Origin of the sequence: Fulvimonas sp. R45 (assembly GCF_030504985.1) — a bacterium.
Taxonomy (GTDB): domain Bacteria; phylum Pseudomonadota; class Gammaproteobacteria; order Xanthomonadales; family Rhodanobacteraceae; genus Rhodanobacter_A.
The window spans coordinates 311,687-325,912 of record NZ_JASERU010000003.1 but is presented as its reverse complement, the minus strand read 5'-3'; the positions used below and the strand labels follow the sequence as shown (position 1 = coordinate 325,912).

General features: G+C 70.7%; 8 protein-coding genes. 4 read left to right on the top strand and 4 right to left on the bottom strand.

Annotated elements, in window-relative coordinates; genetic code table 11:
- The first annotated feature begins 217 nt into the window (after positions 1-217).
- Entirely contained in the window at positions 218-1,054 is an 837-nt protein-coding gene (gene fghA, locus QMK61_RS04565) for an S-formylglutathione hydrolase (RefSeq protein ID WP_302070743.1), read from the top strand.
- A gap of 171 nt (positions 1,055-1,225) precedes the next feature.
- Here the strand turns inward: fghA and rapA are convergent, their stop codons facing one another.
- Entirely contained in the window at positions 1,226-4,066 is a 2,841-nt protein-coding gene (rapA, locus tag QMK61_RS04560) for an RNA polymerase-associated protein RapA (RefSeq protein WP_302070741.1), read from the bottom strand.
- Positions 4,067-4,599: 533 nt separating this feature from the next.
- On the opposite strand from rapA, the gene QMK61_RS04555 reads away from it, so the two are divergent.
- Positions 4,600-4,737, top strand: a complete 138-nt coding sequence (locus tag QMK61_RS04555; protein ID WP_302070740.1) for a hypothetical protein — start codon at positions 4,600-4,602, stop codon at positions 4,735-4,737.
- 217 nt (positions 4,738-4,954) lie between these two features.
- On the opposite strand, the gene QMK61_RS04550 is transcribed toward QMK61_RS04555, so the two are convergent.
- The 3 genes from QMK61_RS04550 to QMK61_RS04540 all read right to left on the bottom strand — a co-directional run bounded on the left by QMK61_RS04550 (position 4,955) and on the right by QMK61_RS04540 (position 10,476).
- Positions 4,955-5,632, bottom strand: a complete 678-nt coding sequence (locus tag QMK61_RS04550) for a Fe2+-dependent dioxygenase (protein WP_302070738.1) — start codon at positions 5,630-5,632, stop codon at positions 4,955-4,957.
- 77 nt (positions 5,633-5,709) lie between these two features.
- Positions 5,710-8,034 (bottom strand): catecholate siderophore receptor Fiu, encoded by a 2,325-nt coding sequence (locus QMK61_RS04545; RefSeq protein WP_302070735.1) that lies wholly within the window; start codon positions 8,032-8,034, stop codon positions 5,710-5,712.
- Positions 8,035-8,337: 303 nt separating this feature from the next.
- The gene (locus QMK61_RS04540) at positions 8,338-10,476 is read right to left on the bottom strand and encodes a M13 family metallopeptidase (protein ID WP_302070733.1); all 2,139 of its coding nucleotides are present in this window, start codon (positions 10,474-10,476) and stop codon (positions 8,338-8,340) included.
- A 351-nt stretch (positions 10,477-10,827) separates the two neighbouring features.
- On the opposite strand from QMK61_RS04540, the gene QMK61_RS04535 reads away from it, so the two are divergent.
- A complete protein-coding gene (locus tag QMK61_RS04535; protein WP_302070731.1) occupies positions 10,828-12,516 on the top strand; it encodes an alkaline phosphatase family protein in 1,689 nt (562 codons plus the stop codon).
- A gap of 93 nt (positions 12,517-12,609) precedes the next feature.
- A complete protein-coding gene (locus tag QMK61_RS04530) occupies positions 12,610-14,223 on the top strand; it encodes a multicopper oxidase domain-containing protein (protein WP_302070729.1) in 1,614 nt (537 codons plus the stop codon).
- Positions 14,224-14,226: the final 3 nt, after the last annotated feature.

The following is a 14,226-nucleotide window of genomic DNA, read 5'->3' as shown; positions in this document are numbered from 1 at the left end:
TCGATGTCATCGAGCACACTTCCACCAGCGGCCGGAGGCTGCCCTGAACGTGTCCACCATCTCTCCGAACGAATGTCCGCTATGTGTCCGGGCTGAACACGTCGGGAGAGGGGGTGGGGGTGAGGGTACGGTCGAAGCGCAGCGCTCCAACCGTACCCTCATCCGCCCTTCAGGCACCTTCTCCCCGAGGGAGAAGGGAAAGCCAGGGAGATCCGACGTGAACCTCGAACGCATCGAACACCGTGCCTGCTTCGGCGGCTGGCAGGACGTGTACCGGCACGATTCCGCCGCGCTGGGCTGCGCGATGAACGTCGCCGTCTACCTGCCGCCGCAGGCGGAGCGGGAGCGACTGCCGGTGCTGTACTGGTTGTCGGGCCTCACCTGCACCGAGCAGAACTTCATCGCCAAGGCCGGCGCGCAGCGCTACGCGGCCGAGCACGGCGTGATCGTGGTGGCGCCGGACACCAGCCCGCGCGGCGCGGGCGTGGCGGACGACCCGGCCTGGGACCTGGGCCAGGGCGCGGGCTTCTACCTCAACGCCACCGAACAGCCCTGGGCCGCGCACTACCGCATGTACGACTACGTGACGGACGAGTTGCCCGCGCTGGTCGAGTCTTCGTTCCCGGCCAATGACGCGCGCGGCATCAGCGGGCATTCGATGGGCGGTCATGGCGCACTGACGATCGCGTTGCGCAACCCGGGGCGCTACCGCAGTGTGTCGGCGTTCGCGCCCATCGTGGCGCCCTCGCGGGTGCCCTGGGGCGAGAAGGCGTTCACCGCCTACCTCGGGCCGGACCGCGCAGGCTGGGCGCGCTACGACGCCACCGAGCTGCTGAAGACGACGACCGAGCGGTTGCCGCTGCTGGTGGACCAGGGCGAAGCCGACGAATTCCTCGCCACGCAACTCCAGCCGGAACGGCTGCGCGAGGCCTGCGCCAAGGCGGACCATCCACTGACCCTGCGCCTGCATCCCGGCTACGACCACAGCTACTACTTCGTGACCAGCTTCATCGGCGAGCACGTCGCCTGGCATGCACGGGCGATGAGGGGCTGACGCGGCAGGAAAGCACCCTTCCCCGGCCCTCCCCTGCAAGCAGGGGAGGGCGAACGGCTTGCCTGGCTGCAGGACGCTGCCGTAGCGAAGGACTTCTCCTCGCCAGGAAGGCAGGGCAGCGATGGACTTCTCCTCCCCCGGCTTGCAGGGGGAGGCCGGGAGGGGGTGCTTTCAGCGCAGCGCCAGGAAGTCCGCGCTGACCACGAAGCGCACCGCGTCCAGCCGCAGCCGTGCCTGCGGCAGCGCGGCGAGCAGGGCGGCGCGCTCGTCGGCGACGGCGGCGATCTCCGCCTCGCTGATCGACGGGTTCACCGCGTGCAGCGCGCGCAGGCGGGCCAGTTCCGCATCCAGCGTTTCGGTGGCCAGCACCGTGGCCTCGCCGATGGCCGACTGCGCGCGCAGCGCCGCGACCGCCTCGGTGCGTTCCAGCATCGGCGGCACCAGCCTGGCCAGGAACTTGCGGTAGCGCGGCACCTCGATGCTGCGGTCGGCCGCCTTGCGCAGCGCCGGCTCGCTGGGACGGAAGTCGGCGCGCTCGGCGAGCTTCGTATCCACCGTCACCACGATGGGCTGGGTGGGCATGAAGCGCTCGGCGTCGAGCCGGCGGTCGGCCACGCATTCGAGCAGGTACACCGCCTGCAGCAGCGCGCTGCGCGGCGGCAGCACGTCGTCCACCATGAAGGCGGCGTTGCCCTGTTCGCCGGACAGCGCCAGGTCCAGCGCGCCGGCCACCAGCGGGTGGTCGAGCCGCAGCAGCGGGAGATCCTCGCGGGCCAGCGCGACGTCGCGCGCGAACGTCACCGACTGCGGCCCCTCGGTGAAGCCGGGCAGGGCGTCGGTGGAGAGGTACTGCGGGTCGAGCAGCACGACCTTGCCGCCGAGTTCCTCGGCGTGGATGCCGAAGGCTTCCAGCAGGCGCTGCACGTAGGCGTCGCGGGCGGGGTCGTCGTCCTCGCGGCGGAAGGCGCGCTCCAGTTCGTCGGCGTGCAGGTCGCGGCGGGCGGCCAGTTCCAGCAGGTGGTCGCGGCCGGCGCGGATCAGCCCGGCCATCTGTTCGTGCGCGGCGCGGGTCTCGGCGAGCAGCGCTTCCAGCTCCTGGTCGCGGCTGTCGGTGCCGCGCGCGTGTTCTTCGGCCAGCTGCGCCAGGGTGGCGCCGAAGCGGCGCAGCAGTTCGCGGCCGTCGGCCGGACTGGCGCGGAAGGCGTCGATGCCCTCGTCGTACCAGCGCGCCAGCACGTGCTGCGCGCTGTCGGCCACGGCGAGGACGTGGATGGCGATGTCGTGCGCCTGGCCGATCCGGTCGAGGCGGCCGATGCGCTGCTCCAGCAGGTCGGGGTCGAGCGGCAGGTCCCACAGCACAAGGTGGTGGGCGAACTGGAAGTTGCGGCCTTCCGAGCCGATCTCCGAACACAGCAGCAGGCGTGCGCCGCCGGGCTGGGCGAAGAACGCGGCGTTGCGGTCGCGCTGCATGATGCCCAGGCCTTCGTGGAAGCGCGCGATGCCGGCGCCGGTGCGCGTGCGCAGCGCCTCTTCCAGCGCCAGCACCTTGGCCTGGCTGCGGCAGATCAGCAGGAATTTCTCCTGCGGATGCGCGTCGAGCAGGGCGACCAGGGCGGCCAGGCGCGGGTCGGCGGCGTAGTCCAGGTCCAGCGCGGGCACCGGCTGCTGGATGTCGGCGCGGAACTCGGCCAGCAGCGCCTGGCGGCCGGCCTCGTCCAGTGCGTCGGCGGGCAGCAGCTGCCATTCGGGCCGGCGCTGCGGGAAGCCGCCGACGCCGGCGCGGCGGTTGCGGAACATGGCGCGGCCGGTGCCGTGGCGGTCGATCAGCGCGTCGAGGATTTCGCGCGCGTGCGCGGGTCTGGTGGCGTCGGCAAGGCACGCGAGCAGCGGCGCGTCGCCGGCGAACAGGGCCTGCAGCTGGGCGAGCTGGCCGGCGTCCAGGGCCTCGCCGGCGAGCAGGCGGTCGGCGATGCGCGACAACGGCTGGAACTGCTCGGACTCGGCCAGGTAGGCGTCCAGGTCGTGGTAGCGCTGCGGATCGAGCAGGCGCAGGCGCGCGAAGTGGCCGCTGCGGCCGAGCTGTTCGGGCGTGGCGGTGAGCAGGATCACGCCGGGCGTCTTGGCGGCCAGCTGTTCCACCAGCGCGTAGCGCGGGCTGGCGGCTTCCGGCGTCCATTCCAGGTGGTGCGCCTCGTCCACCACCAGCAGGTCCCACGAGGCGTCGAGCAGTTGCCGCGCGCGCTTCGGGCTGGCCTCGAGGAAGCCGAAGTCGGCGATCACCAGTTGCTCGTCCTCGAACGGGTTGCGGTCGTCGCCGGCCTGTTCCAGCGCCTCGCAGCGTTCCTCGTCGTAGATCGCGAAGCTGAGGTTGAAGCGGCGCAGCAGTTCGACGAACCACTGGTAGACCAGGGTGTCGGGCAGCAGCACCAGCACGCGGGCGGCACGGCCGGTGGCGAGCTGGCGCGCCACGATCATGCCGGCCTCGATGGTCTTGCCCAGGCCCACCTCGTCGGCCAGCAGCACGCGCGGCGGGCGGCGCGCGGCGGCGATGCCGGCCACGCGCAGCTGGTGCGGCACCAGGCCGAGGCGCGCGGCGCCCAGGCCCCAGGTGGGCGAGCGGCGCGCCTCGGCGCGGCGCTGCAGGCCTTCCAGGCGCAGCTCGAAGTTCGCCACCGGGTCGGTGCGGCCGCCGACCAGGCGATCGTCGGCCTGGCTCACGCTCTGCTCGTCGTCGAGCTGGCCCTCGTGCAGCTCGCGACCCTCGCCGCGGTAGATCAGCAGCTCGTCCTTCACCTCGACGCGTTCGACCAGGAAGGCGATGCCCTTGCCGGCCACGCGCTGGCCGGCGCGGAATTCGGCGCGCACCAGCGGCGCGGAGTCGATGGCGTAGGGCCTGAGCACGCCGGCCTTGGCGAACAGCACCTGCACCCCGCGTCCTTCGACGCGCAGCACGGTGCCGAGGCCGAGCTCGGGCTCGGCGGTGGAGATCCAGCGTTGACCAGGGACGAACATTGCGCAGCCGCGGGTTTCGAGGGGGGCCAATTATCCGCGCATGGCGGGGTGCTGGGAACCTTTGGCTTTTGGTGGTCGCTGGGTTGCTCGCCTGCGTCGGACTTTTGCTCTTGGCACCTTCTCCCCTCCGGGGATGAGGGGCGGGTCTCGTGCCGCCCTTGATTGGGCATGGCTTTTGGCTGGTCGCCAGGTCGCTCGCCTGCGGCGGGCTTTCGGACGCCTGCCGGCGCCCGGGTTCCTTCTCTTTGCTGGCCCACGTCACCGTAGGAGCGGTGGCGAACGGCGAAGCCGGCCCGAAGGGCGGAGGGCAGGATGCCCGGAGTCAAGAGAAGGAACCAAGAGAAATGGCCTGTCGAGCCCGCCGACCCTACAGGCCTTGGCGGTCGAGGCCTCTTGGAACAGACGTGGCTCCTCCTGTTAAACCGACGGCCACACCGCGCCGTCGCCGTTGACTGAGGGTGGAGCGTGGGCGTCGTGGATTGTGGTGTCTTCGTCTGCTGCCGCGTGGCGGGCGCCTCAATCCGGCGTCCTCCATGTCCGATGACATGCTTAGCTTTTTGCTTTTGCTCGTCATCCCGGCGCAGGCCGGGATCCAGCGACGCCAGTTCAGGGTTGTCGCGAAAACCTACCGCTCCTGCTACTGGATTCCGGCCTGCGCCGGAATGACGTGAGGGGAACAGAACGTTCGGCAAGTAATGGAGCGGTTCGGCCACGTTGAGCGAGCGAGGCGCGGCAGTGTACGTCAATCACGCCCCAGGAACCCGGGTGCCGGTAGGCGTCCGAAAGCCGCCGCAGGCGAGCAACTCCGCGAGAAGGGCGCCGCATCAAATAATCCACCCCTGCCACTTGGGATGCCGACCCGGGACGACGGCCGAGTGAGCAGTCCGGTCAGGCCTCGGCCCACTGCCGCAGCAGGTTGTGGTAGACGCCGCTGAGTTGCAGCACGGCGTCGGGATCGGCGCCGGTGCCGCGGAGGCGCTGGATCGAGGCGTCCAGCTCGAACAGCAGACGACGGCGGCCGTCGTCGCGAACCAGGCTCTGCGCCCAAAAGAACGCCGCCAGCCGCGCGCCGCGGGTGACCGGCTGCACGCGGTGCAGGCTGCTGGCGGGATAGATGACGGCGTCGCCGGCGGGCAGCTTCACCTCGTGCTCGCCGTAGGTGTCGCTGACGACCAATTCGCCGCCGTCGTAGTCGCCCGGGTCGCTCAGGAACAGCGTGCAGGCGATGTCGCTGCGCAGTTGCTCGCCGTTCGGCAGCGCCATCACCGAGCCATCGACGTGCATGCCGTATTCGCCGCCGCCCTCGTAGCGGTTGAAGCGCGGCGGCAGCGTGCGCAGCGGCAGCGTGGCGGCGTGGTAGAGCGGGTGGCGCGCCAGCGCGGAGAGCACGGTCCGGCCCAGCTCCACGCGCAGCGGCGAGGCGTCAGGCAGCTGCCGGTTGCGCTTCACCTGCGCGCCCTGCGCCCCGACGGTCTCGCGGCCGTCCGTCCAGTCGGCGCCGTCCAGCGCCTGGCGCAGCCGCGCGACCTGTCCGTGGTCGAGCACGCCTGGGATGTGCAGCAGCATGGCGGGTCTCCTCAGCGCGGAAGCCTTCCCCGGCCATGGGGAAGGCTTCGAGTTTGCCTGAAAGCCTGCGGGTCGGGTCAGAGCCGGAAGCTGGCGGTCAGCATTGCCGCGCGCGGGGTGCCGGGCGTGTAGCGGTAGCCGCTCTTGTTGATCGCCGCCACGTAGTGCTTGTCGAACAGGTTGTACAGGTTCAGCTGCAGCTCGACGTGCCGGTTGACCGGATAGCTGGCCATCGCGTCGAACACCCAGTAGGCCCCGGTGTAGGCCGGCGTGCCGATGGCGCCGTCGGTGCCGCGCTTCATCTCGCCCGAGTAGCGCGCGCCGCCGCCGACGGTGAGGTTGAACGGCAGGTGGTAGGTGGTCCAGGCGGTGAACGCGCGCTTCGGCGTGTAGGCGAGGTCGTCGGAGCCGTCCTCGGAGACGTTCGGTCCCTTGGACACGGTGGCGTCCATCGTGGTGTAGCCGGCGCTCACCGCCCAGTTCTCGGTGAGCTTGCCGACGGCGGTCAGCTCGATGCCCTGCACGCGCTTCCTGCCGACCTGGTAGTACAGCAGGCTCACCGGGTCCTGCACCACGTCGTTGCTGACCGTGGTGCGGTACAGCGCGGCGGTCAGCAGCAGCTGGTCATCGGCCAGGCTCCACTTGGTGCCCAGTTCGGCGGTGCGCGCCTTCTGCGGGTCGAACACGGGGTTGTCGGCGCTGTTGGCCGAGGCGCTGAGCGACAGGCCGTTGCCGCCGGGGGGCTGCGCGGAGGTGGCGAAGTTGGCGTAGATGCTGCCGTTGGCGGCGGGCTTGTACACCACGCCGAGCTGCCAGTTGGGCAGGTTGCCGGTCTTGCGGGCGTGCACGCCGGGCACCGGGGTGCCGGCCGGGCGGCTGCCGCAGGCCGGGGCGTTCCTGGCGCCGCAGAGCACCACGCTGTCGAAGTCGGTGGTGTAGTGGTCGAGCCGGGCGCCGGCGTTGACCAGCCATCGCGTGCCGAACTTCAGCGTGTCGAACAGGTAGGCCGCCGTCGTGTTGGTCTTGCCCCGGCTGGAGGCGCCGGTGTCGCCGTAGACCAGGCCGCCGACGTCCGGATCGGGGTGGTAGAGGCTGGCCGCGGGCCACGCGCTCTTGCCCAGCACGCCGGGGCCGTCGGTGCTCAGCTTCTCCTGGGTCAGCTCGACGCCGGCGCTGAGGCTGTGGGCGATCGCGCCGGTCTCGAAGCTGGCGGTCAGGTTGGTCTGGTTGGTGACGATGCGGTTGGTCTGGTCCTTGAAGTTCGGGTTGCTCCGCGCCAGCGTCCAGGTGGACGGGTCGGCCGGGTCCGGAGTACGCAGGTTGGCGGCGGAGGCCATGAACGAGGTCAGCAGGTAGTCCTGGTGCGTGCGGCCCCAGCGCAAGGTGTCGTGCAGGGTCACGTCCGGCGAGAAGTCGTGCTCGAGGATCGCGGTGAACATGTCCTCGGCGACGCGGTCGTGGTTGTCGGTGGTGCCGTAGTAGCCGCTGGTGTCCACCCTGGGCGCGGTGCCGAGGAACGGCCGCGTCGGATCGGGGCTGCTGTAGCCGGGCAGGCCGATGGTGGGAATGCCGCCGTCGGGCACGTTGTTCTGCTTCACGTGCAGGTAGTCGAGGTAGACGCGGGTGGGCGTGCCGAGGCCGAACGCCAGCGACGGCGCCAGGCCCCAGCGGTTGTTCTTCACCTCGTCGCGGCCGGGCACGCCGCTCTTCTGGCCGAGCACGTTGAGGCGGAACGCGGCGTCGCCGCCGAGGGCCTGGTTCCAGTCGGCGGTGGCGCGCTTCTGGTTGCCGCTGCCGTAGGACACCGAACCGGACACGGCGGTGTCGAGCGTCGGCTGCTTGCTCACCATGTTGACCGCGCCGGTGGGGGCGGTGCGGCCGTATTCGGTGCTATCCGGGCCCTTGGTCACCTCGACCTGCTCGATGTTGAACACGTCGCGCGAGATCGTGCCGAGGTCGCGCACGCCGTCGACGAAGATGCTGCCGGCGGTGTCGAAGCCGCGCATGTAGATCTCGTCGCCGGTCGAGGTGCTGCCGTTCTCGCCGACGTAGAAGGTGCCCACGCCCGGGCTGTTCTGCAGCGCCTGGGTCAGGGTGGTGGCGCCCTGCTGCTGGAGCAGTTCGCGACTGATCACGCTGACCGTTTGCGGCGTGTCGAGTATCGGCTGGGTGAACTTGGGCGAGGAGAGCTGATCGACCTTGTACGGGTTGGCGATGCCTTGCACCTGCACGGCCGGCAGGCGCTTGGCCGAGGCGAGCTGGGCGTCGGTCGGCGCATCGGGCGTCGAGCCGGCCGCGGCCGGCAGCGCCAGCGCCATGCCCGTCATCAGCGTGGCGGCGGTGAGTGCCGGTGCAGGCGTGCGGCGCGCGACAGGGTGCTTGCGGCTTTTGATGAAGGCCATCGTCAAGGCTCCGGGAGGACATCGGGTGGGCGCGGACCGCCGGCTGACAGGCGGATCCGCGGGCACGAAGGGGAATCGCACCCATGCCGGAACCGACGGATTCGGGCTTCGGCCAGCGGGTTCGATCATTAGAGGAATGTTATTTTTAATGAGAATGATTTGCAACACCGGCGTGACGGTGACCGACCGCCACGGCACGCGGCGGTTTCCGTCCGCGCACGAAAAAGGCCCCGCATTCGCATGCGGGGCCTTGTCGCGGATGCCGCGCCGACGCGCGGTATCCGGGCGGTCAGCGCGACTGGCTCACCAGATCTTCACCTGCTTGTCGCCGGAGCGGACCATCGGGTCGGTCGGCTTGCACTGGAACGCCTGCGCGAAGGTGCTCATGTCCGACGGCGCCGCGATGGCGCGGATCGAGGCGGGCGAGTGCGGGTCGATGTTGAGGTACAGCTCGGCCTGCTTCTCGCGGATGTTGCCACGCCACACGCGGGCCCAGTTCAGGAAGAAGCGCTGGTCCTGGGTGTAGCCGTCGATCTTGGTGGCGGCTTCCTGCGGGTTGTTCTTCAGCGCGGTCTGCAGCGCGTCGTAGGCGATGTTCAGGCCGCCCAGGTCGGCGATGTTCTCGCCCAGGGTCAGCTTGCCGTTGACGTGCAGGTCCGGCTTGTCCTTGATCGGCGAGTAGCCGTCGAACTGCTCGACCAGCAGCTTGGTGCGCGCGTCGAACTGCTTCTTGTCGTCCGGCGTCCACCAGTTGGCGCGGTTGCCCTTGCCATCGAACTGGCTGCCCTGGTCGTCGAAGCCGTGGCTGGCCTCGTGGCCGATCACCGCGCCGATGCCGCCGTAGTTGATCGCGTCGTCGCCGTGCGCATAGAAGAACGGCGGCTGCAGGATCGCGGCCGGGAAGTTGATGGTGTTGGTGCTGGGGTCGTAGTAGGCGTTGACCGTCTGCGGCGTCATGCCCCATTCCTTGCGGTCGGTGGCCTTGCCGATCTTGCCGATGTCGTAGTGGTAGTTGTACTTGCCGGCCGCTTCCAGGTTGGCGAACCACTGGCCCTGCTCGAGCTGCAGGCCGCTCCAGTCGCGCCATTCGCCCTTGTCGGGGTAGCCGATCTTGGGCAGGAACTCGCCCCACTTCTCCAGCGCCTTCTGCTTGGTCGCGTCGCTCATCCAGTCGAGATGCTCGATGCGGTCCTTCAGCGCGTTGCGCACGTTGGTGACCAGCTCTTCGGCGCGCTGCTTGGCTTCCGGCGGGAAGTACTTGGCCACGTACAGCTCGCCCAGGCCCATGCCCATGGCGCCGTTGACCATGCCGGCCACGCGCTTCCAGCGCGGCTTCTGCTGCGGCTGGCCGGACAGGGTCTTGCCGTAGAAGTCGAAGCGGTTGTCCTCGAAGGCCTGGCTCAGCGCCGACGAGGCGCCGTTGACCAGGTGGAAGCGCAGGTAGGCCTGCCACTGCGAGACCGGCGCGCTGGCCAGCAGCTTGTCGAACTCGGCGATGAACTTCGGCTGCGACAGCGAGAAGCCGTCGCCCACGTCCACGCCCTGGGCGGCGAAGAACTTCTCCCAGCTGAAGTGGGGGCTGACCTTGTCCGCTTCCTTCACGCTCACCCAGTGGTACTGGTTGTCGAGGTTGCGCATCTCGGTGGGAGCGAGCGAGGCCTTGGCCAGCTCGGTCTCGAACTTCATCACCGCGTCGGCCTGCTTCTTGGCGTCGGCCTCGGACACGCCCACCAGCTGCAGCGTCTTGGCGATGTAGGCCACGTAGGCGGCGCGGATGTCCTTGTATTCCGGCTTGAAGTAGTAGTCCTTGGTGGGCAGGCCCAGGCCGTCCTGGAAGACGTAGCCGATCTGCTTGGTGGCGTCCTTGAAGTCGGCGCCGGAGCCGAACGAGAAGACGTAGCTGTCGCCGTCGTTGAAGCTCTGGTCGAGGAAGGCGGCGATATCGGCATTGCTCTTCAGCGCGTCGATCCTGGCCAGGCGCGGCTTGATCGGGTCGTAGCCGGCCTTGTCGATGGCGGCCTGGTCCATGCCGGCGGCGTACAGCCAGCCCAGCTTCTGCTGCACCGAGCCGGCCTGGGCGCTGGCGGCGTTCTTGGCGGCGTCGTCGAGGATCTGGTGCTGCTCGTCCAGGCTCTTCTCGGCGAGCTGGTCGAACGCGCCCCAGCGGGTGCGGTCGGCCGGGATCGGGTTGGCCGCCACCCACTTGGCGTTGACGAAGCTGTTGAAGTCCTGGCAGGCCTCGGTGGCCGGGCCCAGCTCGCTGACGTCGAACACGCTCTTGGGCGCGGCGGCCGCGGCGGTGCTGGCGGAAGAGGCCGGCGCGGCGGCGGTCTTGGCCGGCGCGGGTGCCGGCGCCGCGGCCTGCTCGCTCTTGCCGCAGGCGGCCAGCGCCAGGCTGAGGCTGGCGGCCAGCGCCAGCGGCTTCAGGTACTGCTTGGTCATGGGTATCCCTCTGGTATGTGATGTGCCCGTGGGCTTGCTGGTGCGCGCGAGCGTGCCATGGGCCTCCCCCGTTCGCGACCATGACCCTGCACGCTAGGCCAAAGGTCATGGAGCGCACAGTGTCAAAGGTCAGGGGTGGCGACGGCAACCCATGCCGGACGGGCGCCGGCCGGCGCCGGAGAGGGGCGGCCGGACGCACGCCGCAGATTCCAGCCGCGCCGGCGTCGTGTGCGTAGCTTCACGTTCGCGTGCGAGGCCGCGGCCGCCGTTACGAGCCTGTCATCTCGGCCGCCTAGGTTTGACGTGTCCGCGCTCGAGGGGAAGCGCATCACCCAGCCCAGGGAGCATGCCATGCGATCCAGACTCGCCGCTTGTCTTGCCGTTGCCGTACTGAGCGCTTCCGCCGCCGCGCTCGCCCAGGTCCCGACCGATGCGCCGGCCGCGTCGCCCTTCCACCGCCACTGGCCCGGCGGGCATCGCACCGCGACGCCGATCCGGCACCTGGTGGTGATCTTCCAGGAGAACGTGTCCTTCGACCATTACTTCGGCACCTACCCCTATGCCGCGAATCCCGCCGGCGAGCCAGCGTTCTACCCGCGGCCGTTCACGCCGCGGGCGAACGGGCTGACCCCGGCGCTGCTCGCGCACAACCCGAACGCGGGCAACCCGGCCAACGGCGACGGCGCGATCAACCCGTTCCGGCTGTCGCGCGCGCAGGCGGCCACCGCCGACCAGGACCATTCCTACCGCGCCGAGCAGCTCGCCTTCCACGGCGGCACGATGGACCTGTTCCCCGCGAACACCGGCAACGGCGAGACGCTGCCGGGCGCGCCGGCCGACGAGAACGGCAGCGGCCAGGTGATGGGCTACTACGACGGCAACACGGTCACCGCGCTGTGGCACTACGCGCAGTGGTACGCGATGAGCGACAACAGCTACGGCACCGTGACCGGCCCCTCGACGCCCGGCGCGCTCAACCTGGTCTCGGGCCAGACCAACGGCGTGGCCGAGACGCTGAACGGCACCGGCGAGGAAGTGGACGACGGCCAGGGCGGCCTGACCCTGGTCGGCGACGCCGATCCCGTCGGCGACGTGTGCTCCTCGCCCAGCGGCAACCAGGTGCGCATGGCCGGGCGCAACATCGGCGACCTGCTCAACGACGCCGGCGTGAGCTGGGGCTTCTTCGAGGGCGGCTTCGACCTCGGCCGCACCAACGCGGACGGCAGCACCGGCTGCAAGCGCCGCACCCTGTCGATGGTGACCGGGGTGGCCGAGAAGGACTACATCCCGCACCACCAGCCCTTCCAGTACTACGCCTCGACCGCCAACCCGACCCATGCGCGACCCGCCTCGGTGGCGGCGATCGGCCACAGCGGCGACGCGGCCAACCACCAGTACGACCTCGACGACTTCTACGCCGCGGTGGAGGCCGGCAATTTCCCCGCGGTCAGTTTCCTCAAGGCACCCGGCTACCAGGACGGCCACGCGGGCTACTCCGATCCGCTGGACGAGCAGCAGTTCATCGTGCACGTGCTGAACTTCCTGCAGCGCCGCCCGGAGTGGCGCGACACCGCGGTGGTGATCGCCTACGACGACTCCGACGGCTGGTACGACCACCAGGCGCCGCCGCGCGTGAACGCCTCGCACAGCAGCGCGGATGCGCTGGACGGCGACGGCGCGTGCGAGTCGCGCGGCACGCTGCCCGGCCCCGCCAGCCACGGCAGGCCGGTGCAGGGGCGCTGCGGCTACGGCCCGCGGCTGCCGCTGCTGGTGATCTCGCCGTGGGCGCGCAGCAACTACGTCGACCACACGCCGACCGACCAGAGCTCGATCGCCCGCTTCATCGAGGACAACTGGTTGCACGGCCGGCGCATCGGCGGCGGCTCCTTCGACGCCCTGGCCGGCCCGCTGGACGGCATGTTCGACTTCCGCGCGCCGCTGCCGTTCCGCCGCCACCTGCTGCTGGACGAGCGGACCGGCGAGCCGCTGCAGCGCCCGTGGCTGGCGCCGTGGCCCTGGGGCAGGCCGTCGCACGGGTAGGCGTGCGCGAGGCGTGCCCCTTCCCGACCGCGCCCCGGCCCCGCCGCCGGGGCGCGGCGTGTCGACCAACCGGAAACCCGCGGAGTGCCCGACGTGCATCCCTCCCGCCGCCGCTTCCTGAAAGGCATGGCCTGCGGCGCCGCCGCCGGCCTGCTGCCGCCGGCGCTGGCCGCCCACGGGCGCATGCCGATGCGCGCCCGGAGCGCCGCGTTGTGCCGCCATCCCGTGCCTTCGCCGGAAAAACTCCCGCGCCTGCTCGACCCGGCGCGGCTCGACGCCTTCGTCGATCCGCTGCCGGTGCCGCCGGTGCTGCGCGGCGCGCCCGGCGCCACGCTGCGCATCGCCATGCAGGAGGGCGAGCAGCGCCTGCACCGGCAACTGGCGCCGGCGCGGGTGTGGACCTACGGCGGCCACATGCCGGGGCCGACCATCGAGACGCGCAGCGGCGAGGCGCTGCGCGTCGAATGGGCCAACCACCTGCCGGCGAAGCACTTCCTGCCGGTCGATCCGCACGTCTGCGGCGCCGGGCCGGACGTGCCCGAGGTGCGCGCCGTGGTGCACGTGCACGGCGCGCGCGTGCCGGCGGATGCCGACGGCTACCCCGAGGACTGGTGGCTGCCGGGGCAGGCGCGCACGCTGGCCTATCCCAACCGGCAGGACGCCGCGATGCTGTGGTACCACGACCACACCATGGGCATCGAGCGGCTCAACCTCTATGCCGGCCTGTTCGGCACCTGGCTGGTGCGCGACGGACACGAGGCCTCGCTGGGCCTGCCCGGCGGCGAATTCGAGCTGCCGCTGGTGCTGTGCGACCGCCTGCTCACCGAACAGGGCCAGCTCTACTATCCGGTCTCCGGCGTCGAGGGCGCGCCGTGGGTGCCGGAGGTGTTCGGCAACGTGGTGCTGGTGAACGGCGCCGTGCTGCCGTACCTGGACGTGCAGCCGCGCCGCTACCGCTTCCGCGTGCTGAACGCCGCCAACGGGCGCTTCTTCCGCCTGCGGCTGCGCGACCGGCGGCCGTTCCTGCAGGTCGGCAGCGACCAGGGCCTGCTGCCGGCGCCGGTGGCGCAGGCGTCGCTGTTCCTGGCGCCGGCCGAGCGGGCAGACCTGGTGGTCGATTTCGCCGGGCTGGCCGGCCGCGACATCGAGCTGATGGACGGCGCCTCGCCGCTGATGCGCTTCCGCGTGGGCGCGGGCAAGGCGCGCGACGACAGCCGCGTGCCCGCCGTGCTGAACGCGGTGCCGCGCACGCCCGTGTCGGCCGCCACGCGCACGCGCGTGCTGACGCTGGACGAATACGCCGACTGCGTGGCCGAGCCGATGCGGATGCTGCTCGACGGCAAGCGCTGGCACGACCCGGTGAGCGAGCGGCCCGCGCTCGGCAGCACCGAGGTCTGGAGCCTGGTGAACCTCACCGAGGACACCCACCCGATCCACCTGCACCTGGTGCGCTTCCAGGTGCTCGACCGGTGGCCGTTCGACGTGGACGCCTGGATGGCCTCGAAGACCCTGCGCTACACCGGCCCGGCGCAGCCGCCCGCGCCGGAGGAGCGCGGCTGGAAGGACACCGCGAAGGCCTACCCGGGCATGGTCACGCGCCTCGTCATCACCTTCGAGGGCTATCCCGGCCGCTACGTGTGGCACTGCCACCTGCTGGAGCACGCGTCGAACGAGATGATGCGCCCGTTCGAGGTGCTGCCGGCGTAGGCG